This is a genomic window from Caballeronia sp. LZ001 (genome assembly GCF_031450875.1).
GTDB lineage: Bacteria > Pseudomonadota > Gammaproteobacteria > Burkholderiales > Burkholderiaceae > Caballeronia.
In genome coordinates this window covers 680,862-706,441 of sequence record NZ_JARTVX010000005.1, presented here as the reverse complement: position 1 = coordinate 706,441, position 25,580 = coordinate 680,862, and the positions used below count along the sequence as shown (strand labels likewise).

General features: G+C 62.2%; 23 protein-coding genes. 7 read left to right on the top strand and 16 right to left on the bottom strand.

Going from position 1 to position 25,580, the window contains the following annotated elements; translation table 11 throughout:
* Positions 1-173 precede the first annotated feature (173 nt).
* Positions 174-1,373: a mechanosensitive ion channel family protein gene (locus P9292_RS39700; RefSeq protein WP_250469583.1), complete on the top strand. Its 1,200-nt coding sequence runs from the start codon at positions 174-176 to the stop codon at positions 1,371-1,373.
* 35 nt (positions 1,374-1,408) lie between these two features.
* On the opposite strand, the gene P9292_RS39695 is transcribed toward P9292_RS39700, so the two are convergent.
* The 11 genes from P9292_RS39695 to P9292_RS39645 form a co-directional block, all read right to left on the bottom strand.
* Positions 1,409-2,344: a vWA domain-containing protein gene (locus P9292_RS39695; protein WP_309965107.1), complete on the bottom strand. Its 936-nt coding sequence runs from the start codon at positions 2,342-2,344 to the stop codon at positions 1,409-1,411.
* Complete coding sequence (locus P9292_RS39690; protein ID WP_250469581.1) at positions 2,341-2,886, bottom strand: MxaL protein; 546 nt, start codon at positions 2,884-2,886, stop codon at positions 2,341-2,343. The genes P9292_RS39695 and P9292_RS39690 overlap by 4 nt, the downstream gene beginning before the upstream one ends.
* Positions 2,883-3,863 carry a VWA domain-containing protein gene (locus tag P9292_RS39685; RefSeq protein WP_250469580.1) on the bottom strand — a complete coding sequence of 327 codons (981 nt, stop codon included), beginning with the start codon at positions 3,861-3,863 and terminating at the stop codon, positions 2,883-2,885. The genes P9292_RS39690 and P9292_RS39685 overlap by 4 nt, the downstream gene beginning before the upstream one ends.
* 4 nt (positions 3,864-3,867) lie before the next feature.
* Entirely contained in the window at positions 3,868-4,737 is an 870-nt protein-coding gene (locus P9292_RS39680) for a hypothetical protein (protein WP_309965104.1), read from the bottom strand.
* Entirely contained in the window at positions 4,734-5,597 is an 864-nt protein-coding gene (locus tag P9292_RS39675) for a DUF58 domain-containing protein (protein WP_250528208.1), read from the bottom strand. The genes P9292_RS39680 and P9292_RS39675 overlap by 4 nt, the downstream gene beginning before the upstream one ends.
* 4 nt (positions 5,598-5,601) lie before the next feature.
* Positions 5,602-6,621 (bottom strand): MoxR family ATPase, encoded by a 1,020-nt coding sequence (locus P9292_RS39670; protein ID WP_309845922.1) that lies wholly within the window; start codon positions 6,619-6,621, stop codon positions 5,602-5,604.
* A 183-nt stretch (positions 6,622-6,804) separates the two neighbouring features.
* Positions 6,805-7,065, bottom strand: a complete 261-nt coding sequence (locus P9292_RS39665; protein ID WP_244831535.1) for a hypothetical protein — start codon at positions 7,063-7,065, stop codon at positions 6,805-6,807.
* Positions 7,066-7,283: 218 nt separating this feature from the next.
* Entirely contained in the window at positions 7,284-7,607 is a 324-nt protein-coding gene (locus P9292_RS39660) for a hypothetical protein (protein ID WP_244831533.1), read from the bottom strand.
* Positions 7,608-7,870: 263 nt separating this feature from the next.
* Positions 7,871-9,469, bottom strand: coding sequence for a GMC family oxidoreductase N-terminal domain-containing protein (locus P9292_RS39655; RefSeq protein WP_309965102.1), 1,599 nt, complete (start codon positions 9,467-9,469; stop codon positions 7,871-7,873).
* 6 nt (positions 9,470-9,475) lie between these two features.
* Positions 9,476-10,333 (bottom strand): TIM barrel protein, encoded by an 858-nt coding sequence (locus P9292_RS39650; protein ID WP_309965099.1) that lies wholly within the window; start codon positions 10,331-10,333, stop codon positions 9,476-9,478.
* Positions 10,334-10,337: 4 nt separating this feature from the next.
* On the bottom strand, positions 10,338-11,303 hold the full coding sequence (locus tag P9292_RS39645; protein ID WP_309965096.1) for an NAD-dependent epimerase/dehydratase family protein: 966 nt from the start codon (positions 11,301-11,303) through the stop codon (positions 10,338-10,340).
* 143 nt (positions 11,304-11,446) lie between these two features.
* On the opposite strand from P9292_RS39645, the gene P9292_RS39640 reads away from it, so the two are divergent.
* From P9292_RS39640 to P9292_RS39630, 3 genes are all read left to right on the top strand, one after another.
* Positions 11,447-12,133, top strand: coding sequence for a TetR/AcrR family transcriptional regulator (locus P9292_RS39640; RefSeq protein ID WP_309965093.1), 687 nt, complete (start codon positions 11,447-11,449; stop codon positions 12,131-12,133).
* 127 nt (positions 12,134-12,260) lie between these two features.
* Positions 12,261-13,418 carry a Gfo/Idh/MocA family oxidoreductase gene (locus P9292_RS39635; protein ID WP_309965091.1) on the top strand — a complete coding sequence of 386 codons (1,158 nt, stop codon included), beginning with the start codon at positions 12,261-12,263 and terminating at the stop codon, positions 13,416-13,418.
* A complete protein-coding gene (locus P9292_RS39630) occupies positions 13,415-15,226 on the top strand; it encodes a glycoside hydrolase family 15 protein (protein WP_309965088.1) in 1,812 nt (603 codons plus the stop codon). The genes P9292_RS39635 and P9292_RS39630 overlap by 4 nt, the downstream gene beginning before the upstream one ends.
* A 228-nt stretch (positions 15,227-15,454) precedes the next feature.
* On the opposite strand, the gene P9292_RS39625 is transcribed toward P9292_RS39630, so the two are convergent.
* Positions 15,455-16,876 (bottom strand): DHA2 family efflux MFS transporter permease subunit, encoded by a 1,422-nt coding sequence (locus P9292_RS39625; protein WP_250511290.1) that lies wholly within the window; start codon positions 16,874-16,876, stop codon positions 15,455-15,457.
* Between the two features lie 286 nt (positions 16,877-17,162).
* On the opposite strand from P9292_RS39625, the gene P9292_RS39620 reads away from it, so the two are divergent.
* Positions 17,163-18,152 (top strand): molybdopterin-dependent oxidoreductase, encoded by a 990-nt coding sequence (locus P9292_RS39620; RefSeq protein WP_309965085.1) that lies wholly within the window; start codon positions 17,163-17,165, stop codon positions 18,150-18,152.
* A gap of 19 nt (positions 18,153-18,171) precedes the next feature.
* Here the strand turns inward: P9292_RS39620 and P9292_RS39615 are convergent, their stop codons facing one another.
* Positions 18,172-19,107, bottom strand: a complete 936-nt coding sequence (locus P9292_RS39615; protein WP_250494813.1) for a GlxA family transcriptional regulator — start codon at positions 19,105-19,107, stop codon at positions 18,172-18,174.
* Positions 19,108-19,240: 133 nt separating this feature from the next.
* On the opposite strand from P9292_RS39615, the gene P9292_RS39610 reads away from it, so the two are divergent.
* Together P9292_RS39610 and P9292_RS39605 are read left to right on the top strand one after the other, a co-directional pair.
* Complete coding sequence (locus tag P9292_RS39610; RefSeq protein ID WP_244831504.1) at positions 19,241-20,035, top strand: SDR family oxidoreductase; 795 nt, start codon at positions 19,241-19,243, stop codon at positions 20,033-20,035.
* Positions 20,036-20,068: 33 nt separating this feature from the next.
* Positions 20,069-20,830 carry an SDR family oxidoreductase gene (locus tag P9292_RS39605; RefSeq protein WP_250469568.1) on the top strand — a complete coding sequence of 254 codons (762 nt, stop codon included), beginning with the start codon at positions 20,069-20,071 and terminating at the stop codon, positions 20,828-20,830.
* Positions 20,831-20,878: 48 nt separating this feature from the next.
* On the opposite strand, the gene P9292_RS39600 is transcribed toward P9292_RS39605, so the two are convergent.
* The 3 genes from P9292_RS39600 to P9292_RS39590 form a co-directional block, all read right to left on the bottom strand.
* Positions 20,879-23,008 carry a TonB-dependent siderophore receptor gene (locus P9292_RS39600; protein WP_409015564.1) on the bottom strand — a complete coding sequence of 710 codons (2,130 nt, stop codon included), beginning with the start codon at positions 23,006-23,008 and terminating at the stop codon, positions 20,879-20,881.
* A 293-nt stretch (positions 23,009-23,301) separates the two neighbouring features.
* On the bottom strand, positions 23,302-24,198 hold the full coding sequence (locus P9292_RS39595; protein WP_250469566.1) for an NAD(P)-dependent oxidoreductase: 897 nt from the start codon (positions 24,196-24,198) through the stop codon (positions 23,302-23,304).
* Between the two features lie 46 nt (positions 24,199-24,244).
* A complete protein-coding gene (locus P9292_RS39590) occupies positions 24,245-25,570 on the bottom strand; it encodes an MFS transporter (protein ID WP_370652283.1) in 1,326 nt (441 codons plus the stop codon).
* Positions 25,571-25,580 lie beyond the last annotated feature (10 nt).

The window sequence follows — 25,580 nt, the reverse complement described above, 5'->3', positions numbered from 1 at the left end:
GGTTATCGTGCGACAGGCGTCGGCGGCTTCTTAGCCTCTACATTCTTTCGACGATAGGGGCATGCGCTTCTCATGCGGCCTGGCGCGCTAAGTCCGTGCTGTTGCCGCCACTAAAATAGCCACCGTGCGAAAGGCCTCTTGCCCAACATCGGTTCGCCTGTTCCGGAGAGTGCATGTTCGAGAATATGCTGCGTGTCGAAAGGGGACCAGACTGGCAGTTCCACGTCTACACGGATAGCTGGCTGGTCGCGGTCATGCTCGTGGCCGCCTTGCTGCTCGCCATTTTGCTGGCGAGCGCGATCTGCTACTACCTCACGCGCTGGATCATGCTCATGATCGTCAGCCGGCTGACGCGCAACGAAGGGCGCAAGTGGTTGATCGCCGCCGAGCGTCATCGCGTGTTTCACCGGCTTGCGCCGCTCGTGCCCGCTGCGATCGTCTATGCATCGGCGCCGACGCTCTCTGGTCTCACGATACCGTTTATCGCGGTGCTCGGACGGCCATTGGGCATTCTCGCCGCTTGCTACATGGTCTACACGCTGCTGCGCGCCGCGCTGGCACTGCGCGACAGCATCGACGAACGCTATAGTCACTTTCCAACTGCGAGCGAGCGGCCAATCAAGAGCTTTCTGCAGATCGCCACCATCGTGGTGTATCTCGTCGCGCTCATCTCCGTGGTCTCGCTCTTGATCGAGCGTTCGCCGGTCTATCTGCTTACCGGCCTCAGCGCGGTGACGGCGTTGCTCATCATCATCTTTCGTGACTCGTTGCTCGGCTTCGTGGCCAGCATCCAGTTGGCAGCCTACGACATGCTGCGCGTGGGCGACTGGATCGAAGTGCCGGGATTCGTCGCGGATGGCACGGTCATCGATATCGCGTTGAATACCATCAAGATACGCAACTTCGACAACACCATCGTGATGCTGCCAAGTCAGCTCTTGCTCACGAACAGCGTGAAGAACTGGCGCGGCATGAGCGAGTCGGGCGGGCGGCGCTTGAAACACGCGATTCATTTCGATGTCGATACCGTGCGCTTCCCCGACGACGCAATGCTCGCGCAAATGCACGACGCCATTCGCTTGCCGGTGGGCGCTTTCGAAGGCGAGCGTCGCACGAACCTTGGGTTGTATCGTCGCTATCTGAGCGCTTATCTTCGCGATCATCCGGCGGTGCGGCGCGACATGCCGCTCGTGATTCGTCATGTCCAGACAGCGGCGCCGGTGGTCGCGCTGGAAATCTGTCTCTATCTCGACGAGATACGCTGGGAGCCGTACGAGGCGATGCTCTCGGATATGCTCGATCACGCGTATGGCGTCGTGCCGTTGTTCGGTTTGCGGTGCTGGCAAGAGGAGCGGAAGGGTTCCGCGGTTTGAAGATGGCGTTGCGATCATGCGGCGTGCGTCTACAGTCAGCGTCGTGCGCGCCGCATGCCTTTCACCCAACGCTCCGGCCAAAACCGCCACACGAGCAACAGCAAGCCAAGCGCTGCCGGAATCCAATTCAGCTTGGTCGGCACGCGTTCCGAATGCGCAAAGCGCGCATCCGTCATGGCCATCAGCAAGTCCTGCGGCAACCGCAAACGTCGATAATCGAAGCCGATTTCTTTCGCAATCGACGCCAGATATCGTCCGCGCAATTCCGACAACTCCTCGTGACTCTCGACTTGCACGCTCGCGCCAGGTTGTGTCGGCACTTGAATGACTTCATCGGCGCGCCAGTAGCCGATACGATTGCCGTCTTTATCCGTTCGCGGGATGGGCGCGGGCTGATCGCCGCCTATGCCGATAAGCCAACCCTTGAGTTGCGAGCGTGGAATGTCGCGCACGCGCTGATCGCCGGGAAGAATGGGCGGTGCTTCCTGGCCGTCCGTGATCATGAGAACACTGGCGTCTTGCCCGATACTGCGCGCCGTACGCACAGCCGCGAAGATACCGCCTTCGGCTACTCGACTCCAGTTGGTCCAGCGCATCGTGCCATCGATACCAGCAAGCGAGGCAAGCAACGCATCGAAGTTGCCGCACACCTCGACGGGCGGCACCAGAAGCAAGGTGCTCTGGCCTGTGAAGATGCTCCAGCCTATCTTCGAGCCGCACGGCAAATGCTCGATGCTTTCGCGCATCGCGGCCCGCGCGAAGTCCAGTCTGCTGATCGGCGCGCCGCCGACGACACCCACGTCCTCGACGCTCATGCTCTGCGTGATATCGAAAGTGACGATATAGCTGAACACGTCGCGTTGGAACATCACGCCGGGCATCCAGACGGCGGCAAGCAGCAACGGCACGGCGGCTACCGTGGTCCAGTGTCGCCGCCGAAGGAACGCAAGTGTCGCCGCGACTGCCTTCATGGCAGATCCTCGCTTTGCGCGCCACGCGCCTTCACCGTGGCCTGATGCTTGTAGTCGCGCTCTTCGTCGCTCGTCTGGCCCTCGGGCGCGAGCCACAACGCGCGTTCGAGGTTATAACGCGCGTCCCAGTCGTCGGGCGTGAGCCGCAGCGCAGAGCGATAGCGTTCCTTGGCTTGTTCGAGCAACGGCAGCGAGCGAACAGGACCGCCCGCATCGGGACCGGCCGCCTGACGCAACGACATGTTGGCAAGATCGAATAGCGCGGCCGTCTGCAACGCGGCATCGTGGTCCTGCACGAGCACGGAGTCGTAAAGCTTCTGCGCGCCCGCATAGTCGCCTGCCTTCGACGATACGACCGCACGCGCCAGCCGAACTTGGGCGGCATCGTCCAGTGACTGCGGCTGCGCGCCTTTGGCGCTTACCGCCGACACCGCGCGCGCGACAGCATGCGCATGCTGCAATGTCGCCAAGTCGAAGAGCGCGACTGCTGCAAACACGAGCGTTGCGCCGCCGAAGGCAAGATGAACGGCCAATCGCTTCATGACCAGCTCCGTACCTGAACCGCGCGCAGCGCAAGCAACGCCGCGCAACCGAGCAATGCGGCGGCATAGCACAACGCGCTTTCGTCTTGCCGCGGCAAGCGCTCGTCGAAAGATACGACCGCGTTGTGCTGCTTGTTGATCTCCGACATGGCGGCGGCCATTGCGCCCGCGTCCTCCGCCTGATACAGCCGATACGGCGAGCCCAGCGTCTGAAAATAGCGATGCAGTTCAGCTTCGGCCGAGGCGTCGTCGGCGGGCGCCATCTTCGTCAGATCGGGGCTGTAGACGCCGCTGCGCAGATACACGAAGTAAAGCGCGATCTGATTGCGCGCAAGGCCCTCGCTGATCGCCGCGCGTGCAGCGGCATCGAGATGCGCGCCGCCATCGGACACCAGCACGATGGCGCGACGGCCCGCGTATTGCCTGCCATCGAACTGTTTGATCGCCGCGATGAGCCCGCGATCGAGCTTCGTATCCGGCATGCCGCGGCCTATTCCCGTGCCTGAGATCGCCTGCGTGATGATCTCGTGATTCGACGTGAACGGTACGGCAAGAACCGGGCTGATGCCGAACATTAGAAAGGCAAAACGGTCGTCGGGTCGCTCGGCGACGAAGCGTTCGAGCGAGTGGCGAGCCACCGCGTTCTTGGACTGGCCGCTCGGTTCGGAGACAGGCGTCTTCGACATCACCGAGTCCATGCTCGCGCTACGGTCCATCAAAATGAGAATGTCGGCCGCCGTGCTCGTGCGCAAGACGTGCAGATGTGAACGTCCCGGTCCCGCGAGACCGATGATGATGGCCAGCATCGCGAGCACCGCGCACGCACGCCGCAGGTGTTCGACGGTCGCGCCGACAGTATCCGCTGGCAGCCAGTTCACCGACGAGAAAGCGAACGCCTCGCTCGGTCTCGGCAACAGCGGCAAGAGCGCGAGTGGCAGCATGAGCAGCAGCCAGGGCCGGAGAAAGTCGATGGGCATGAGGTCATTGCCCTCGCTCGGCCCGATACAGCGCACGCGCGAAGTCACGCAAGTCGAACGGCGCGGGAGCGGCATCGCGGACAAAGAAGCGTTCCTGCGAGCGCGTGTAGAACTCTTCGAGTCGCGGCTTCATCGATTGCAGATACGGCGCGCGCACGAACAACGTCGGTAGCGATGCCGCATGCACGACTTGCCCGGCCGTTTCGTCGAGCGCGCGATGCACGTGAACCCAGGCATCGTCGTTCGCATCGGCATCGGTGCGTATAAGCCGCCATGCGCGAGCGAACGGACGTTGCCTTGCATCGCGGCGGCTCGACCACCACCACCACGCGGCCCAGCTTGCGAGCGTGACGAGCAGTAACGCAAGCATGACGATCATGCGCCGATGAACCGCCGGATCATCCACGGGAATGACGAGCCGATCGGGCCTGAGCGCTTGCAGATCGCCCGCGCGAAACGAGGCGCGCGGCGTCAGCGGCCCGACGCTGATCGGCCATGCAGGCACGCGCAGCACCGCGCCCGCAGCCGGCCTCAATTCGAGCGCGGGCAGTTCGATGTTCGTGAGAGCCTGCGCCGCGTTGGTTATCTGATATTCGAGCACCAGCCACGAGCGGCCCTGCGTGTCCTTGACGATTCGCGACGCACGGCGCTCGAACCACACGCCCACGCGCCCGGCCGATGGCAAGGCGACATCGTGGCCGTCGGTGCTCAAGAGGACGCGCTGCGTCAAGACATCGCCGAGAACGTGGCCGAAGGCGCGCGGCTGCTCGACCGTTGCGTTGACCGTCTGTTCGGCTCGCGCCGGTTTTATGCCGATCAGACCGAAGACGATCAGCATGAACGCGAGGATCATCGCCCGGTTGCCGCGCATCATGCGGACGTTTCCAGGAAGTGGCGCGAGAGGGCTTCGGCATTGAAGGCGCCTTCGACAAAGAAGGGATACGCGCCGCGTCTGCCGAAGGCCGTCTTCAAATCGTGGCGCCGCTTGGCGACGTTATCGCGCCATTGCCGAACCACGCGAGCACGCAGCCAAAGCGTGCGGTTTCTGCCGGTCTCCAGATCGCGGACCGAGAGAAATCGGCCTTGCGCAGGCGGCTCGATTTCGGCCGTATCCCAGATGACCATCGGCACGACTTGCGCGCTGACGAGACGATCCAGCGCCGTGTCGATACGGTCGAGCGGCCAATGAAAATCCGAGACCAGAAAGACGAGACCGCGACGCCCGGCAAGACGTTCGAGTGCGCGCTCCAGCCCGGCGTTTTCTGGCGTGGCGTGCGATGCCCCTTCGAAACCGCGCAGCAGCGCCGCCATGTCGTCGCCGATGCCGCGTCCGTGTCGCGCAGGCATGAAGAGGTCTTCGCGCTCCTGCTCGTCGAACGCGAGCATGCCGACCTGATCGCCCGCGCGAAACGCGCTATAGCCGAGTGCTTCGACGAAATCGGCGGCCAGATCGAGCTTCGAACGTTCTGCGCCGAAGAGCATCGATGCCGATACGTCCACCACGACTTGCACCGGCACCGCGACCCGCTGCAAATGCAGACGCACGAGCCACTGCGGCGGAACGGAGCGCTGGCTTGCGCGCAAGTCGAGGCGTCGCGGGTCGGGATGATCGAAGAGACGCGCGTGCATCGCGAATTCCTGCCCCGCGCCGAAACTCGTGCCGGGATGCGAGCCGGGCCGGAATCCGCTGGCGCGCCCCGGCAGCCGATAGTGGAATTCGACTGGGTTCTTCATGGCATCACGGCACCGCGATTTTCCGCATGATCGTCGCGGTCAATGCCTCGGCGAGTTCCTGCCGACGCATCTCATAGACGGGCGTAAAGAACACGCGATGACCGAGCGCGGGCAGCAGCACCGTATGAACGTCTTCGGGAATGGCGTGCAGACGGCCGTCGAGCCAGGCGTTCACGCGCACGGCGCGCACCAGCGCGCTCATGCCACGCGGACTTGCGCCGGCAAGGATCAGCCGCTCCATGTCGACGCCATCCAGTTGAATGTCGAAGCGCTGAGGCGTTTCCGTCGCCTCCCAGATCTTCAGGATGTAGCTTTCCATGCTCGGACTGAGCGTCACGCTACGCTGGATCGCCGCGCCGATATCGTTGAGACGCGTCGAATCGATCACGGCGGACGGGACGCTTTCGATGAGCGCATCGGCGTCATGGAACGCAGGATCGAAAACGAGCGCGCGACGCACATCGGTGTCCGAAGGCGTCGGCATGTTCAGTTCGAACAGGAAGCGGTCGCGCGCGGCGGAAGCCAGTTCGAAGGTCTCGTCCTTCTCCACCTTGTTGCGGTCCGCGAACACCGTCATATGCGGAAAGCGATATTCGCGGCCGAAGGCGGAGACGGAACGCTCGGCCATCGCCCGAAGCAGGAGCGATTGAACCTGCGGGCGCGACCGGTTGATCTCGTTGAAAAAGAACGTGGTCAGACCTTCGCCGTGCCGCAAGAGCGGACCGGGATCGATGCGCGGTTTGCCGTCGGCCTCGACGAAGGTGTGATAGATGAGATCGCCCGGCATCAGGTCGATGGTGCCTTCGATCCGTTCGAAGTCGCCGCCGGTCGCGCGAGCGAAGGCGCGCAGCAAGGTCGTCTTGCCAACGCCGACGCCGCCTTCGAGCAACACGTGCCCGCGAGCGAAGAGCGCAATCTTGATTAGATGGATGGTTTCACGCTGTCCCACCACGGCGCTCGCCACGGCCAGTTCCAGCTTTTGTGCGGCGCGGCGCCAGTCTTCCAGTTCGGTTTCCGATGCCATGGTCGTTGTTATGAGGCAGTGCGGTCTGTTCAGGATTACCGAAGTGAATGCATAAGATATGCCGATGTAGTCCGGGCTTGGCTTTCAAGCGGAAAGGGGGAGAGTAGAGCGGAGCATAGTGTCATCCATCGACAACACTGTGTGGCAGCGTTTCGGTGTGAAGCGTGTGAGGCGTGTGAGCGTTCAACTCGCCTTCGCAAGCGGCGTTTCAGTCTCGACAGCCGAATCGATCTGCGCGAGCAGGGCTGACGCGACGGCCAGTTGCGCGGGCACCAGATGCCTCGTTTCCAAAATCTGCATGACACGCCGCCGCCAGTATGCAAGCGGCAGCACGCGGTTTCGATCGCGCACTTCGTCCGGAATGACGATGCGCAAGTGCGCCAGGTCGGCGTCCGTCAAGCGCAGTTCGTATGATCCGGTGGGAAATGGGTCGTTGGGTTTCATGCCTGTATATCGGCAAGGAACATGAATTTCCTAAGTGCTTTGGAAGCCTGTCTCCAGCCCAATGACCGGCACTAAAATTTTTACACGGTTGCTGAAATGTTTTTCCGATTACTGGAAATCGCTTTTCGCGTGATCAAACGAAAAAGGCCGCATTCCCTGAGGAAAGCGGCCTTTTCACGCGGCGCACGATGCTGTCTCGCCGCTATCTTCACGCCAGGTTATTGACCCGCTGCCGGCGAAACCACGCTCGGGGTAGCCAGCGTGTTATTGGTCTTCGGTGCGCTCGTGGCCGACGTCGAAGTGCCGTTCGTGCCGCTAGGAAGCCCCGAATTCGGCGCACGAGCGCCCATGCCGCTGTCCGAGTTCGTCACGCCCGGCGTGCCGTAGCCGCCCGTTGCGCGGTTCACCTGATTCGCCGGGCTGGCCGTGCTCCCGGAAGAACCCGCGCCACCGTTCGAACCGCCTGCCGACTGCGCGAAAGCGCCGGCCGACAGGGTGAGTGCGGCGACGGCCGCGACTAAAGTGCTGATTGCTTTGCTCATGATCCGTCTCCTTTAAGGGATTGGAATATGGAAACAGACGAATGCCGCCTGCTTGCTTTTGAGGCAGCAAACAGCGTGCCGCAGGCTTTCAATTCGCATAGAGCAGGCCGGCATCAAGTGAGGAGCTTTTTCAGCATGAAAGCCGTGAAGCCAGCCCCCATGCGACGCCTATCTCATGCATCGATGTTCGATCGTTAGCCAGCTTCAGGCATCCCGTGGCCCATTTCGTCGATGACGTCACAGATTGACGATAGTCAGTGTCGTCATCTCGATTCGCCCACATCCTCCATCAACATCCGCGCGCCTTTCTCCGCCACCATGATCGTCGGCGCATTCGAATTGCCGGACGTGCAACCGGGCAGAACGGATGCATCGATCACGCGCAAGCCTTGCACGCCGCGCACGCGAAGCCGGGGATCGACCACGGAATCTTCGCCGCCGCCCATTCGACACGTGCCGACCAAGTGATACCCCGACACACCACGAGCCAACGCATAGTCGAGGAGCGCATCGTCGGCGATGACGTTATCGCCCGGCAGCGTCTCGTGCTCGATGTATCGCGCAAGCGCGGTCATCGAAAAAATCTTGCGGCCAAGTTTGAGGCCCGCGACGACGGCCGCTTGATCGCGCGAATCCGTGAGGTAGCGTGGAGAGATGACGGGCGCCGCGTGAGCATCGGTCGAAGCGGCGTGCACGCTGCCCTTGCTATGCGGGTACGACTGATAGATGGCGAGTGTCATGCCCGGCTCGCGTTCGAGCGCATACGTGCCCGGCTCGAAGCTCGCGGGCGCGAAGCTCAGTTGCAGATCGGGCGCGTTGGCTTCAGCGCTGCTGCGGGCAAACGCGGCGCACGTGCTTGCGCCGCACGTGAGCAGGCCCTTTCCCGCCACATAGCGCGACAGTTCCTTGAAAAGCGCGACGCCATGCGTGCGTTCGTTGAAGGTCGACTGGCCGCGCACGCGTTGAGTGACACGCACGGAATAGTGATCGCGCAGATTCTCGCCGACATTGTCGCTCTCGTGCACGACGTTCACGCCGAGCTTCTGCATCAGCGAGCCCGGCCCGATGCCCGACAACTGCAATAGATGCGGCGAGCGGATCGCTCCGCACGCCACGATCACCTCGGCACGCGCGCGAACCTTGATCGTGCGTCCCGCTTGCGACACCTGCACGCCAACCGCATGCGTGCCATCGAAGAGAATGCGTTCTGCAAGCGTGTCGGTCATCGACCCGAAATTCGCCCGTTTGCCGATACCCCGAAGATACGTCTGCGCCGGCCCCGCGCGAAACCGTCCCGCGCGATTCTGCTGAAACGGCGCCGCGCCTTCGCGCTCGACGCCGTTATGACTTGCACGGACCGTCATTCCAGTCTGGCCGCACGCATCGAGAAACGCCTGACTGAGCGGATGCGTCTCCATGAAATCATTCACCGGCAAGACGTTCGCCGGGCTCGCACCGCCCGCATTCTCCATCTGTTCGTAGATGGGCAGGATGTCGTCGAAGGACCAGCCCGCGCAACCTTCATCAACCCAACGCGCATGTTCGGCTCTGGCCGAACGCACATAGAGCATGCCGTTCATCGACCCGGTGCCGCCGAGCATGCGCCCCTGCGGATAAGCGATCACGCGCGAATCCATGTGCGGCTGCGGCGCCGACCGATAACGCCAGCTCAGAACCGGATGCTCGATCAGCGAAAGAAAGCCAGCAGGAATATGGATCATCGGATGACGGTCGCGCGGGCCGGCTTCGATGAGAAGCACGCGATGCGCGCCGCTCGCCGATAACCGGTTCGCCAAAACGCAACCCGCGCTGCCGCCACCGACGATCACGAAGTCCGCTTCTCGATCCCATTGCGTCGACATGTGGCCTCAGTAACTCGTCACATTTGCGCGCCTGCCGGCAAGCGGACCCGCAGCCGCGGCTTCGGCGATGAGCGCTTCGCTTGCACGGCGCAACGCACGCGCACGCTCCACGGGCGGCGCGAGATTCGGCAAGCCGTGCATCGGAATCTCGACGGATATCACGGTGTCGGGCGGCAGCGCGCGGACCATCGAGCGCAGATCGATACCGCCATCGCCCGGTGGCAAGCGCGCCTGCCGCGCCTGGAAGATGAGTTCGGCGTCGGTCGTCGGACGTTCGCGCGGCGCATCGCATAACTGAAAATACGCGAGCTGGTTCGCGGGCAATGCTGCGATTTCCTCCGCGCTGCCACCCGAACGATCGACGTGCATGGAATCGACGATGATCGAGCCGGTGCCCGCAAGCGCCAGCACGCGACGCGCGGACGCCATGTTCTTGATGCCTGTCCATGGCATGAATTCGAGCCCCATGCCAATGCCATGACGTGCGCCGAGTTCGAAGAGTCGCGCATAGCGATCCGCGATGGCCGCTTCGTCCGGACTGTCGCCCGCAACCAGCATGTGACGCGCGCCGAGTTCGGCGGCCGCCGCAAGCAAGGGCTCGTGCGCGTCGATGTCGGTATCGGGCAGCAGGCGCACGATTTCGACATCGTGCACGGATACGTTCAGATCGCGCATGCGGGCGAGGGTCTCGCGCATCATCGGCGTGAGCGTGGCGCCGATCATCGGATGCTGATGCTCGCCGGGCGCCACGGGCGCAAGCCGCAGATTCACCGAACGAAAGCCCGCCGCGCTGGCGGCCTCGATCATTTCCGGTGGCGTGAGTTCGATCAGGGTCAGGTGCGCAAGGGAGAGCAAATGCGTCATGGCGTCAGGCGTTCAGGCTGATGGGTTGAATGTCCTGGGCGCTTTCAGCGCCGTCTTCGAGCGTGTCATGCTTGGCGAAAAACGCGAGCGAGCGCGCGACGCCATCCGCGAGCAAGGTCACGGGCAAGCCGGGAAGCACGCGGTTCAAGTCGTCGGGCGGAAGGTCCGCGACAATCGGCAACGGCGGGCCGCTAGCGGAAAGACGCGCGCCGGGCACTTGCCTGCCGATCTCTTCGATGAGCGCATCGGTGCTTTGCACGTCGCCGCATAGATTGAAGACATGCGCGCCTTCGACCACGCGCGTGAGGGCGGCCCAGAAGGCTCCGACGACATCGTCGACATGGATCATGCCGGTGCGGCCGGTGAAGGGAATCGTGTAGAGCTCGCCGCGCGCCGCCGCCTGGCACGCGAGACTCACGCCCGCGCTTGCGCCGTCTTCGCGCCCCGGACCGTAGACCACGAATGGACGAAAGCCCACGCTGGCCACCGCGCGTCCGTCCGGACCGGCGTTGTACCAATAGCTACGCGCGCAGCCTTCCGTGGCGAGCTTGAATGCGCCGTAGTGCGTGGTCGGTTCGGGATACGCCGCGTGCTTCGGTCCGTAGACGCCCGCCGAACTCGTGTAGACCACGCGCGCGATGCCGTGCTTCTTCGCGGCCTCGAAGACGTTCAGCGTGCCGATCACGTTGATGGTCGCGCCGCGCACCGGATCGTTCTGGCAGAAGGGCGTGAGCACGCCGGCGAAATGCGCGACGGCATCGCAAGCCGCGAGCGCCTGATCGACCGCGCGGGTATTGCCGATATCGCCTTGCAACCATTCCACGCGTTCAAGCGATGCACCTAGCAGCACACGAATCAGCTTGCCCGGCGGATTCAGGTCGAACACACGCACCGTTTGTCCTTCGGCGAGCAGGCGTCTGACCAGCCACGCACCGATAAAGCCATTGCCGCCCGTCACGCAGACTCTCATTGCCGCCTCCGATGTCTCGTTCGTTCCTCGATTTCACTGACTAACTAGTAGGTTCGTTAAATCGGTGGTGGTAGATTAATCGATGGAGAAACATGGACACTTGGGGATAACCCCAGTCGCCAGCCATCTACTTGAACGACCCGATGCCATCCGATACCTACGAACCCGTTCCCGCGCCCGAGCCGAAGCGGACGAATCAGCGCGATCTGGCCGCTGTGCGCACGCGCGCCGAGATTCTGCAAATCGCCACGGAAGAGTTCGCGCTGCACGGCTACACGGGCGCGCGCGTGGACGCGATTGCCGAGCGCATGCGCGTATCGAAAGCGATGATCTACTACTACTTCACGAACAAGGACGGGCTCTATCTCGCGGTGCTTGAGCACGTTTATTCGTTGATCCGCGATGCCGAGGAAGCCACGCGTCTCGATCAAGAAAGTCCGGCCGAGCAGTTGCTCTCACGCTATATCGAGAACACGTTCGAGTTTCACGAGAATAATCAGGTGTTCAGCCGCATCATCAGCATCGAGAACATACACAACGCCACGTTCCTGAAGAAGTCGCCGACCATCAAGGCGACGAATCGTCCGGTGCTCGAAACGCTGACGAACATTCTCCATCGCGGCATTGCGGCGGGCACGTTCCGACGCGACATCGGCGCGGTGGATTTGCACTATCTGATCAGCGCGCTGTGCATCTATCGCGTGTCGAACCGGCATACGTTCGGCACACTGTTCGATGTCGACTTCGCCAAAAAGTCGACACGCAAGAAGCAGCGGATGCTCGCGGTCGAGTCGGTGTTGACGTTGCTCATGAAGCCGGCCGCGGATTGACTGGCCGTTCGTAACCGTCGCACGAAATTAACCCCTTGGAACAAAAGTTGCGCCTTCCTTGGGTCTCACGGCCGGCGTTCGGGCGCATGCCTGTCCGTCACCGTCACTCTCCAAAAGAGGCGCAACGATGAGTATTTTGTCCGCAGTAGGTTTGGGTTCGAGCGAGAAAGTCCGCTATGCGATCGTAGGTTTGGGCGACATCTCGCAGGAAGCGATGATGCCCGGCGTGAGTCACACGGATAACTCGGAGATCACCGCGCTCGTTACGAGCGATCCCGAGAAGGCGCGCAAATTGAGCGAGCAATACGATGTAGCGCACACCTATGGCTATGAGCAATTCGATGAGATGCTCGCCTCCGGCAACGTCGACGCCATCTACCTTGCCACGCCGAACTGGCGCCATGCGGAGTTCGTCATTCCGGCGCTGAAAGCGGGCGTGCATGTGCTCGTCGAAAAGCCGCTGGAAGTGTCCACGCAGCAATGTCAGGCGATAATCGAAGCCGCGAAGGCATCGACGGCGAAACTGATGGTCGCTTACCGTTTGCATTTCGAACCCGGCACGTTGTCGACCATCGAACGCATTCGTTCGGGAGAACTCGGCGACATCATTCTTTTCACGTCCACGTTCGTGCAGAAGGTGGACCCGGCAAACCATCGCGCGACGAGCGGCATCACGGCGGGCCCGATCTTCGACATGGGACCGTATCCGCTCAACGCCGCGCGCTACGTGTTCGAGGACGAGCCGACCGAGGTCGTTTCGGCTGTCGGCGTGCGGCATCCGGAAGCCGGTCTCGGCGATTTCGACGACACCGTCGCGGTCACGCTGAAATTTCCCGGCGACCGGCTCGCGCAGTTCGTCGTGTCGTATGCGGCCAACGCAATGGAGTCGTTCTTTGCTGTCGGCACGAAGGGAAGCATCGCAATGCAGCCGTGCTATACGTACGGCAAGCCGCTCGAACAGGCCGTGACAATTGGCCAGGACGAAGAGAATCATTCGTTCAAGAACACGGACCACTTCGGCGGCGAGATGAAGTACTTCTCGGAGTGCATCTTGAACGACACGCATCCGGAGCCCGACGCGGAAGAAGGTTTCGCCGATGTGCGCGTGATCGAAGGCATCGTCAAGGCACTTGAAACCGGTGGACCGGTCAAGCTCGATCCGTTCGTGCGCACACGGCGTATCGACACGTCCGCGCAGTTGCAGACGCTGCGCGCCGTGAAGTCGCCGGAACTCGTGAACACGAGCAATCCGGCCGAAGGCATCGACAAGGTGCCTAAAAATTGAATTCGCGCAAAGAGAAGACTCGACGTGACGCCGATGGCTTTCTGCCGCTCGATGCCTACGGCGCGTTAGGCGATGGCCGCTCCGTTGCGTTGAGCGGAGCGGATGGATCGATCGACTGGTGGTGCGTACCGAGCATCGACTCGCCGCCGCTTTTCGACCGGTTGCTGAACCCGCAAACAGGCGGTTTTTTCGCCATTACGCCCGCCGAACCCTTCGAAGTCAAGCGGCGTTATCGCGACGACAGCAACGTGCTCGAGACCGTCTTCACCACCGCGTCGGGCCGTGCGAAGCTGGTCGAGTCGCACAACAGCGGCGGCGCGGGCAGACTCCCCTGGGCCGAGCTAGCACGGCGCATTGAAGGCATCGAGGGCGAGATGCGATTCGACTTGCGCATCGTCTTCGGGCGTCAGGACGATACGATCAATCCGTATTGTTCGATGATCGGCAAACGCGCGGTGTTTCATGCGGGCCGCGTGTTGGGGCTCTTTCTGCATAGCGAAGGTGTGGTCGTCGACGAACGCGCGGATGCCGGTGTCGTCGCGCATGTGGTCGTGCGTGAGGGACAGCGCGAGACCGTGGCGATCATCGCGGGCGAAGACGAGCCGCTCGTCGTGCCGCCAATCGAGGATATCGACAGGCGCATCGACAAGTCCGACAACGAATGGCGCGAGTGGACCACGAAGCTGCGCTATGACGGGCCGTATCGGCCGCTTCTGATTCGCAGCGCGCTTGCGCTCAAGCTCTTGCTTTTTTCGCCGAGCGGCGCGATTGCAGCGGCCGCGACTACATCATTGCCCGAGCGGATTGGCGGCAAGAAGAACTTCGACTATCGCTACGCCTGGATACGCGACGCGGGCTACACCATCAAGGCGTTTTTGCGCATGAATGCGCAGGAAGAAGCGAAGGCGGCCTTTACGTGGCTGCTGAAGCGGATCGAGACGCAAGGCGCGCGCGTGTTGTTTTCATTGTCGGGCGACGTCGTCGCGGATGTGCACGAGACCGGCCTTCCCGGTTACATGAATTCTGCGCCGGTCATCACAGGCAATGCCGCGACCAATCAGCATCAGCACGGCATTTACGGCGATATTTTCGGAACGGCCGCGGTTTTCGTGCGCGCGGGGAATATCCTCGATTCACAGAGCGCTCAGACGCTCTCGCGTCTCGCGGATCAATGCGCCGACCGCTGGCGTCTCAAGGACGCGGGCATTTGGGAACTCGAAGAGGCGCAGCATTACACGATGTCCAAACTCAGCGCGTGGGAAGCGCTCGCGCGTGCGGTCGAACTGGCCGATAGCGGGCAGTTGCCGACCACATGCCGCGATAGATGGGCGCGTGAGCGCGATCGCATCGAGCAATGGATCGACGAACATGGCTGGTCCGAAGAGAAGGGCGCATATGTGATGTATCCGGGCAGCGACAAGCTCGACGCGTCCATGGCGCTCGCCACACGCTTTCGCTACGACGGCAAGGAACGCGCCGAACGTACGCTCGACGCCATTCAACGCGAACTGGGCGAAGGCGCATATCACTATCGATACAGCCGTGCTTCCGAAGAAGAAGGGTGCTTTCTCGCGTGCACGTTCTGGCAGATCGAAGCTCGCGCGTTGCTGGGACAGAAAGACCGCGCGACGAAGGCCTTCGATGCGGTCATCGAAGCGCTCGCGCATGGCGTCGGAATCTACCCTGAGATGGCGGACCCGCAAACCGGCGAGTACCTCGGGAACTTGCCCCAAGGGTTGACGCATCTCGCGATCATTCAGGCTCTTACGGCGTTGCAATCATCGGGGCGAATGGAGGACGACATCTAATTCGTGGCGAACGGTGCCGTATCCGACCGTCAGCGCGGGCATTCACCTATGTCATTGCGTTTATTAGACCCATACTGTGGGACATCACCGAGGGTCGTGTCAGAGACACCCCGTTCCTGACGCGCGGTGTTTCTCCGGTAGGCAGAGAGTCGTCAATGACCCGCCATGGAACACGCCCGCGACGGGTCCGTCGCGGGCGTTTTTTTATCGCTGCTCATGCGGCGGGCTTCATCGTGATGCGCCGCTGAGTTTGTGCCCGGCATCCCGCGAGAGCTTCACGTAGCCGTAGATCGACACGAGCGTCACCACGCCCGCAGCGAGAAACGCAAGACGGAAGTCGTCGAGTGTGAAGGTGTGCGCGTGCGCGCCGTCCTTGCCGTGATAAGCCGATGCCGTGCGCAACGCCAACGCGCCGAATGCAATGCCGAGCCCGATGCTCATTTGCATCGCCGCGTTCCACATCGTGTTGGCGGCGCTCATTTGCTGCGTCGGTACATCGGCGTAAGCGAGCGTGGCGAGCGAGGTGAACTGCATCGAGCGCGTCACGCCATAAACGAAGATCACGAGCAGCGTGAGTACGAGCGGCGACGCCGGCGTGAGCAGACCGCATGCAATGGTGAACGCGCCGCATACCGCACAGTTGATGATCGCCACGTTCCTGAAGCCGTGGCGCTTGAGGATGCCGGTCGTGAGCGCCTTCATGCCGAGATTGCCCAGAGCGCTTGCAAGCAGTAACAAGCCCGACTTGAACGCGGACAGCCCGAAGCCGATCTGAAACAGAAGCGGCATGAGATAAGGCACGGCGCCGATGCCGATACGCGTAAACGTGCCTGTCACCACGGTCACCGAGAACGTGGGGATACGCAGCGTCGTCACGTCGATGAGCGGATGCCGCGCGACGAGCGCATGCCGATAAGCGATCACGCCGATGACGAGACCAACCGCGACCACGGCCAGTCCGACCCACGGATTGGTATCCGGCTGACTTGCCATATCGGCGCCATAAAGGATGGCGGTGAGCGACAGGCCGCTCAGGATGAGCCCGGTGACATCGAACGGCCGGCGTTCGCCGCTGCGCAGATTCGGCACCCACTTCAGCACGGCTAGCAATACGACGAGGCACACCGGAAGATTGAGCAGGAAGATCCAGCGCCATGATGCATACGTGGTGATGAAGCCGCCGATGGGCGGCCCGACCACCGGCGCGACGATGCCCGGCCACGTGATGGTAGAGATGGCCTGCATCAACTGCTTCTTGTCGACGCTGCGCACCACTGTCAAGCGGCCGACCGGCACCATCAACGCGCCGCCGATGCCTTGCAGAACCCGGGCCGCCGTGAACTGCTCCACGTTTTGCGAAATGCCGCAGAGCAAGGACGCCAGCGTGAAGGTCACGATCGCGCTGAAAAACACGCTGCGCGAGCCGAAGCGGTCCGCCACCCAGCCGCTTGCGGGAATGAAGATGGCGAGCGCGATCATGTAGGCGCTCATGCCGAGACTCAGCGCATTGGGGCTCGTACTGAACGAATGCGCCATCTGCGGCAGCGCGGTCGCGATGATCGTGGTGTCGAGATACTCCATGAAGAACGTCGCGGCCACGACATAGGGAAGCGGGCCGAGCGAGACGGTGCGGTCGGTTGAGTCTGTCATTGTCTTGCCGGAAGGCGGGGTGCGGGCTGAGGGTGGATGCTACCAGTATTACTGCGTTCCCGAACCCGGCCGTGATTCAACGCGCCGTTGCGAACGCTCACGCGGCCGGCACTTTTTCGAATTCGGGCGGCGCCGCTCTGTATGACCAATACGCCCATCGTTGTTCCTAGTTGCTACTACCCATTGCCATTTCCCTTCGATTCTGTAAGCGTTATGCGTTGTATCGGCGTAGATATAGCGAGCCGATATATCGACGATAACGATCCCGGAATAAAGGACCTCACCGATGAGCTTTGCACACGACTTCAAGCGTCTTGCCTCGCTGCTGCTTTTGCTCGCGTTGCTCCCGTTCGCGGTCACGGCCTGCGGCGGCAACGACGACTCGCCACCCGCACCGAAAGCGACCTTGTCCGTGTCCGGTGAAGTCGCCACGCCGGGCAATCTCACACTCGCGCAGATCCAGGCACTTTCGGCCACCACGCAAACCGTTTCCTTCGGCAGCGGCACGGGCCAGCAAAGCCACGTCTACACCGGCGCGACGGTGTGGTCCGTGTTGAACCAGGCTGGCATCGTCGTCAATTCGGCGGTTCACAACGACGTGCTGGGCAAGTATGTCGTGGCGACCGGCAGCGACAACTATCGCGCGCTGTTCGCAATGGGCGAACTGAGTCCGGACTTCGGCAATCGCGGCAATCTGGTGGCCTACGCCGAGACGCTCAACGGCGCGAGCGCGGCTCTCAACAGCACGGACGGTCCACTGCGCATCACTGCTCCCGGCGACGTCAAAGGCGGCCGATACGTCTCGAACCTCGTCAAGCTCGAAGTCCATTCCGCGATGTCCACGGTCACGGCGGGCGGCGGCGGTCTCACGACGCAGTTCCAGCTTCTCGGTGCGCTGAATCACCCGGCGACTTTCGACACGGCAGCATTGCAGGCGCTGTCTGCCGTCACGCGCACGGCTGGCGGAAATAGCTACACGGGCGTGAGCCTGTGGGACCTGATCAACGCAGCGGGCATCCAGACCAACACTGCGACTAAAAACGACTTGCTCGGCTTCTACGTGATCGCAACCGGCAGCGATGGCTATCGCGTCGTGATTTCGCTTGCCGAACTGTCGTCGGACTTTGGCAATCAGCCCGACATCGTCGCTTATGCGATGAATGGCGCCCCGCTGACATCCACCGGTTTTGCGCGCCTCGTGATCCCCAACGACGGCAAGGCCGGGCGCTATGTTTCGAACCTCGCGGCGCTCGAAGTCGTATCCGCGCCGCGCTGATTAGCCTGCCTATGCAACGCTAAACCCGCCGCCTGACCTCTTGCGGCGGCAAGCCAAACCCGCGCATGAACGCCTCGCGCATATGCCGGCGATCCCGAAACCCTGTTTCCTTCGCGATGGTTTCCAGCGGATGCCGGCTTTTTTCGATCATCAGGCGCGCTGCTTCCAGCCGCAACGCTTCGATGGCCTTCGCAGGCGATTGCCCCGTCTCCTCCGTGAACACGCGGCTGAATTGACGCGGACTGAGATTCGCCTCGCCCGCGAGTTCCTCGACCGTCAGCGGCCGGCCCAGATTCTTGCGTGCATAGTTGAGCGCGTTCTGAATGCGGTCTGATTTCGGCGCGAGATCGAGCATCTCCGAATGCTGCGACTGGCCGCCCGAACGCCTTTGCGGCATCACGAGCTTATGCGCGACCGAGCGCGCAACGTCCGCGCCGAGATCCTTTTCGACCATCGCGAGTGCGAGATCCAGACCGGCAGTCATGCCCGCAGACGTCCAGATAGGACCATCGACGATATAAATGCGATCGTCCTCAATGCGCACATCGGGAAAGCGGCTTTGCATCTCGCGTGCGTAGAACCAGTGCGTGGTCGCGCGCCGGTTGGACAGCAGCCCGGCTTCCGCGAGCACGAAGCTGCCCGTGCAAATGCCCGCGATACGCCGCGCCCGCGTACCCGTGCGCCGCAGGAACGCCAGTATTTCGTGAGGCGGCGGCGTGTCGAGCGGCGTGTTCACGCCCGCCGCGATCCATGTGTCCACGGAGGCACGCGCACTGACCCGGCGCGTGCCGACGCTCATGCCTAACGACGAACACACCTCGCCGCCGTGCGCCGAATAGTTGGCCATCCGATAAAAGGGCTCGCCCGCTACGTGGTTGGCGTATTCGAACACCGACTGCGACGCGATTGCCATCACCTGAAAGCCGTCGCTCAACAAATAGCCGATGCTGTGCATGTTTCCTCGTCCTCGATGTCCGAAAAAAGTCGTTTGTCCGAAAACACGACCATATACGTCATTTCGGTCGCGGTCAATTCCGCGCAGAATCTACTCACGGATTCACCACCACCTTTCGAACCGGAGTGACATCATGTCTCAGAACCATCGCGGCACGGCCCTCGTCACGGGCGCATCGTCGGGCATCGGCGCGGTCTATGCCGAGCGTCTTGCGCGTTCGGGCTACGACCTTATCCTCGTGGCGCGCAACCGCGAGAAGCTTGCCGCGCTAGCCGAACGTATCAGTAATGAAACGCAGAAGGGCGTCGAGATCATCGATGCCGATCTCAACGACCGCACGGCGCTCGCGCGTGTCGAAGCGAAGCTGAAGGACGACGCGAGCATCACGCTGCTGGTGAATAACGCGGGCGTCGGTACGCATACGCCTTTGCTCGACAGCGACGTCGATGCAATGACCCGCATGATCGACCTCAACGTGACCGCGCTCACCCGCCTGACTTATGCGGCGGTGCCGGGCTTCGTCGCGCGCGGCAAGGGCGCGGTGATCAATATCGCGTCTATCGTGAGTATTGCGCCGGAGTTGCTCAACGGCGTCTATGGCGGCACCAAGGCGTTCGTGCTGGCCTTCAGCCAGTCGCTGCATCACGAACTCGCGGCGAAAGGCGTGCGCGTGCAGGCCGTGTTGCCAGGCGCGACGGCGACGGACTTCTGGGAAAGCGGCGGGCTCCCTATCGACAATCTGGACCCCGCAATCGTGATGTCGGCGGCCGACATGGTCGATGCCTCGCTAATCGGCTTCGAGCGCGGCGAACTGGTGACGATTCCCTCGCTGCACGACGGCGCCAAGTACCAGGCGTACGAAGCCGCGCGTCAGGCGATGGCGCCGGAACTGTCGACCAACGCACCCGCCGCGCGCTACGCGGCCTGAACCATCGTTCTCTTTTCCACATTTGGACTGACCATGAAAACCACGGGCAATACCATCTTCATCACGGGCGGCACTTCGGGCATTGGCCGCGCGTTGGCGGAAGCGCTTCATCAGCGCGGCAATCAGGTGATCGTCGCGGGACGGCGCCGTGCGCTGCTCGATGAAGTGGCAAGCGCGAATCCGGGCATCGACACGGTTGAACTCGATATCGCCGACGCCGCGCAGATTCGCAGCGTCGCCGCGCAATTGATCGCAAAGTATCCGGCGTTGAATGTCGTCATCAACAACGCGGGCATCATGCCGTTCGACGATGCAGGCGGCGCGCTCGACGATGAAGCCGCGGTGCGCCTCATCGACACGAATCTGCTCGGCACGGTGCGCGTGAGCGCGGCGTTCGTCGAACATCTGAAGACGCAGCAACAGGCGTATATCGTCAACAACAGTTCGGTGCTCGCGTTCGTGCCGCTCGCCGCGACCGCGCTGTATTCGGCGACCAAGGCGGCAATCCATTCGTATTCGATGTCGCAACGCTTCGTGCTGCGCGATTCGAGCGTGCGCGTGCTGGAGATCGCGCCGCCGTGGGTGGACACGGACTTGGTCCACAAGAGCGGCGATCCGCGCGCGATGCAGCTGGAAGCGTTCATCGCCGAAATCATGCAGAAGCTGCCGGAAGCGACGACGGAAGTCGTGGTCGATGCCGCGAAGCCGCTGCGCGATAACGCCGGACCGAATGAACATGCGTTCGTCGAGCAGTTCAATCAGTTCGTGACGGACAATCCCATTCCGGTCGCTTGAGCGTGAAGGCGAGAAGGGGCGCCCAGGTTGCAACGCCCCCGATCCTCCTTAAAACTCCAGACGCGCATTGACTGAAACCGTGCGCGGCTCGCCAGGCTGAATGTAGTCGGCATATTGGAATTCCCAGTAACGCCGATTCGTCAGATTGTCGATAGCCGCGCGCACGCCGACGTTATGTCCCGCGATGCGTGTCGTGTAAGTCGCGCCAAGGCTGTAGATCATGAAGCCCGGCACGTTCAGATCGCCGGACGGACGCAGGTTCGTGTTGCCCGTGAACTTCGCATTGGCGCCAAGCGTCAGGCCCGGAACCACGGGCACCGCATAATTCACGTGGGCCGCCGCGACGAAGCCGGGCGCACCCGCGACGCGATTGCCGTCGAATGTCGAGCCTTTCTTGTAGTGCGTCGCGATCCACATCAGATCGCCGCCGACCGTCCAGTCCCGGCCGATGCGAACATCCGCGCCCGCTTCCATGCCTTCGAAGATGGACTCGCCATCTTCCACGAAGACGTTATCGCCATTGGCGTATTGCGCGCCGCGCTCGATGCGGAACAGCGCAGCCGTCGCGCTCCAGCGCTCGTTCTGACTCTTCACGCCGACTTCGTATTGCTTGCTGCGCAGCGGATTGAGGATCGCTCCGGCATTGGCGTAGAAGTCGCCGACGACATTGCCCGCTTCCAGCGATTCGACGTAGCTCGCATAGAGCGTCGTGCCCGGCGTGAGCTTGAACATCAGCGCGACGCTCGGCGTGACCACGCCGTTTTGCGAGTAAGTCGAAGTCGTCGTGCCGTCGTTACCGTAGCCGTGCTGCTCGTAATTCGTATAGCGCACGCCGCCGAGCACCGACCAGCGTTCGGTGAGCGCGATGGTATCGCTTGCGAACAGCGCTTTCTGCGTGATGTCCGCGTTGCGATAGGTGTAGAAGCCCGAACTGTCGTAGCGATTGACGTTCGGCTGATAGATGTTGCCCGTGCCGATCTGGTCGTAGAAACTGTTCGCGGTGTTGTCGTTGGTTTGCTTCTGATACGCGGCGCCGAACACGAGCTGATGTTGCAGCGGCCCCGTCTTTACGAGACCTTCGGCCATGACCTGCCACGCATTCAGCTGATGCCCTTCCTTGCCTTCGAAGCGAAAGTCGTCGTAGTTGCCCGCTGGATCGAGCAGATTGTACGTGCTCTCGTTCCGATACCGCGTGCTCTTGCTAAAGCTGTATGAGGCCGAAAGCGTCCAGTCCTGATTCAGGTTGTAGCGCAAGCCGGCAGTATAGAGTTGCAAGTTCGTGTTCAGATGCTGGTCCGGCGTGACGAGCGTGCTGCTGCCGCCACTGAGCGTCGCGGGCAACGAGGCGCCCGTGTATTGCGCGGTCGAGATGGCCGTCGTGATGCCCGACGCATGGCGTTCCTGATACAGCGCGCCGAAGGTGGCGGTGAGGTCTTTCGTGAGGCGTGCATCGGCGGAAAGGGAGAACGAATCGCGGCGCACGTTGCCGTCGTTATAGGTCTTGCCTTCCTCGTGCGTCGCGTTGAAGCGGTAGCCGAACATGCTGTTCGGTCCGATACGCCCACCCAGGTCGACATGCTCGGACCATACGGCCGTCGACGCATAGCCGACATCGACGCTGGCGATCTGCTTATCCGTGACGGGTGGCTTCTTCGTCACATAGTTGACCACGCCGCCGGGCGCGCCGAAGCCGTACATGAAGCCCGACAAGCCCTTGAGCAGTTCGACGCTTTCGAGTTGCTCGTAGGGCATGGTGATGCCGTAGGCGTTGAACGGCTGGCCGTCGATCCTGTAACCGTTCTGCCAGTCGAGTTGCATGCCGCGCACGGTGATGTAGCTCGCCCACGCGTTGTACGGATTGCTGTTGTCCGACACGGATGCGTCCTGCGCGAAGACATCGCCGAGCTTTTTCGCCTGACGATCCGCGAGTTCTTCGCCGGTGACGATAGTGGTCGAGTAGGGCGTGTCGAGTTGCGTGCGGGTGCCGAGCGCGCCAGTGCTGACGTCGCGGCGCAGATGCTGGCCTGGGTCGGTGTCGGATGAAGCGGTGACGGAGACTGCGGGGAGTGTGGCTTCGGTGGCGTTGCCGGATGTCGATGAGCCGGTGTCGCTTTGCTGCGCAAGGGCCGATTGACTGGTGGCGAAGAGCAGGAGCGTCGCCAGTGTGGACGGGCGCATCGCCCATTTGCCGATGGTTGTACTGCCCCGTGGTGCTGATTTCATCCCTATTCCCGTCGTCGAGTTATTGGCCGTAAATGCGAACTATTCGCATTAGAACGGGCGCAATTCTGACGGGTGTTTGGGAATTTGTAAACTTCGATGTTTGATCTAGGGGCGCCGAGAAGGGCTGCTGGCGGCCTTTTGCGGGTAGGCGTCGCTGATTAATTCGTTCGAGGCGGCGCGAAATGTTCGATCAAACGAGCTTCACGCGCCGCCTGTTTTCATGCCGCAATGTGCGGCCAGCAATACCGTCAACGTCGCTCGGAATCCGCAGCCGCATCACCCAACAACCCCGGCAACTCCAGCAACGTCCTGTGCGCTCCCCCAAGCTCGACCGCCGCTGCGTAAGTCGACTGCACGGCGGTGGCAATGGCATCGACGGCATGGGTGTCGCCGGCCATCGTCACGTAGTAGCCGAGGTCTTTCAGCGCGTTCGACATATGAAAAGGCATGCTCGAAGGATCGCCGTCGATAAGCGATGGCCGCAGCCGCTCCAGCGCCGCGCCGCCTCCGCCGCCCTTCGCGAGCACATCGACGAAAGTTTGCGGGTCCACGCCCGCACGCTTCGCGCAGGCAGCCGCCTCGGAGATCAACGCAATCGTGCCGAGCGACACGAAGTTGTGCAGCAACTTCATGCTGTGTCCCGCGCCAGTGCCGCCGACCAGCGTGATGTTCTCCGCGAACGTGCGCAGCAGCGGCTCCACTCGCGCGAACAATTCCGGGTCCGCGCCCACCAGCAAGTTCAAACGTCCTTCGTGCGCTTCCTTGGCGGTGCGCGTCATGGGCGCATCGATGAAGAGGCCGCCCGCCTGCGTCACGCGCTCGGCCACGCGCGTCGTGGATGCGGGCACGGCCGTCGAGCAATCGATCACGATGGTGCCTGGCTGCAAACCCGCGAGCACGCCATCGGGCGCACTCAGAACCGCTTCCACTTCGGGCGATCCGGTCACGCACAGAATGACGATCTCGGACTCGCGCGCGAGCGCCTCGCCCGTGGTGAAGGTCTTGACTCCCCCCGCCAGCAGTTCGTCGAGCGGCTGGTTGCCGGGATGCTCGACCACGCTCAACGGGTAGCCGTGCTTCATCACGTTGCGCGCAATACCGTGTCCCATGAGACCGATACCGATCATGCCGATGCGTTGCTTCATGCTCTATCTCTTCGAGTTGTCGTTTGGAAAGCCGGTTGCATCCGCATCAACGGTTGACGAGCCTCTTGGGCAACATCACCGCCAGTACGAAGCCGAGCAGAAGGCAACCGACCATCGAGAAAATCGGCAGCGTGAGGCCGCCGGAAAGCTGTTTCAGATACCCCACCACATAAGGACCGAAGAAGCCGCCGAGATTGCCGAAGGCGCTGATCCATGCAATGCCGATAGCCGCGCTCGTGCCCAGCACCGCCGTCGGCATGCTCCAGAAAAGCGGCGGCAACGACAGCAATCCCGCATTGGCCATGCACAGCGCAAGCATGCCGAGCCACAGGTTGTCATGCCAGAGCACCGAGAGCGACAATCCTGCCGCGCCCATCAACAGCAAGGCCGCGACATGCAAGCGCCGTTCGCCGCGCTTGTCGGCGCTGCGCCCGAACAGCACCATGACGACGACCGCAACCGCGTTTGGCAGCGCCGCGAGCAGGCCGATCACGAAGTCGCTCTTGATGCCCATCGACTTGATCATGGTCGGCGCCCAGAAGGTGTAGCCGTAGATGCCGAACACGTCGAGAAAGTAGATGAGGCAAAACGCCCACACGAGCCAGCTCGACAAAAGGCCCTTGTGATTGGCTTCGGCGGTGATCGCACGGTCAGCGGCGAGCACGCGCGACAACAAAGCGCGTTCGGGTTCGCTGCAGTGTTTGCTTTGCGTGACATCGTCTTCCAGACCTCGCCACGTGTAGACCGCCGCGAGAAACGCGGGCAGCGCCTCGATGATGAATATCCACTTCCAGCCCGGCAAGCCCATCAGGCCGTTGAAGTATTCCATGATGAAGCCGGTAAGCGGCGAGCCGATCAGTCCCGCCAGCGCAAGCGCCGCGTAGAACATGCTGAGAATGCGAGCGCGCCAGTGCCTCGGAAACGACTGGCTGATATAGAAGATGATCGCCGGAATGAAGCCCGCTTCGGCGACGCCCAGCAAACAGCGCATGGCATAGAACTGCATCGGCGTGGCGACGAACGCCGTAAGCCCGGATACGATGCCCCACGACAGAATGATCCGCGTGATCCAGCGGCGCGCGCCGACGCGCTGCAAAATCATGTTGCTCGGCACTTCGAAGACTACATAGCCGAGAAAGAAGATGCCCGCGCCGAAACCGAAGACCGCATCGGAGAAGCCGAGTTGCTGGGCCATCTGCAGCTTGGCGAAGCTCACGTTCACCCGGTCGATATACGAGGTGATGTACGCAAACATCAGAATGGGCAGGATCTGTAGCGCGAGGCGCCGGAAAATCCGGTCCTCGGCGGCCGCGTCGCGCGCGGGTGCGGACGGCAGAGCGCCGCCCGGCATGCTGGTCGCATCGATTTCCACGTCTGTCTCC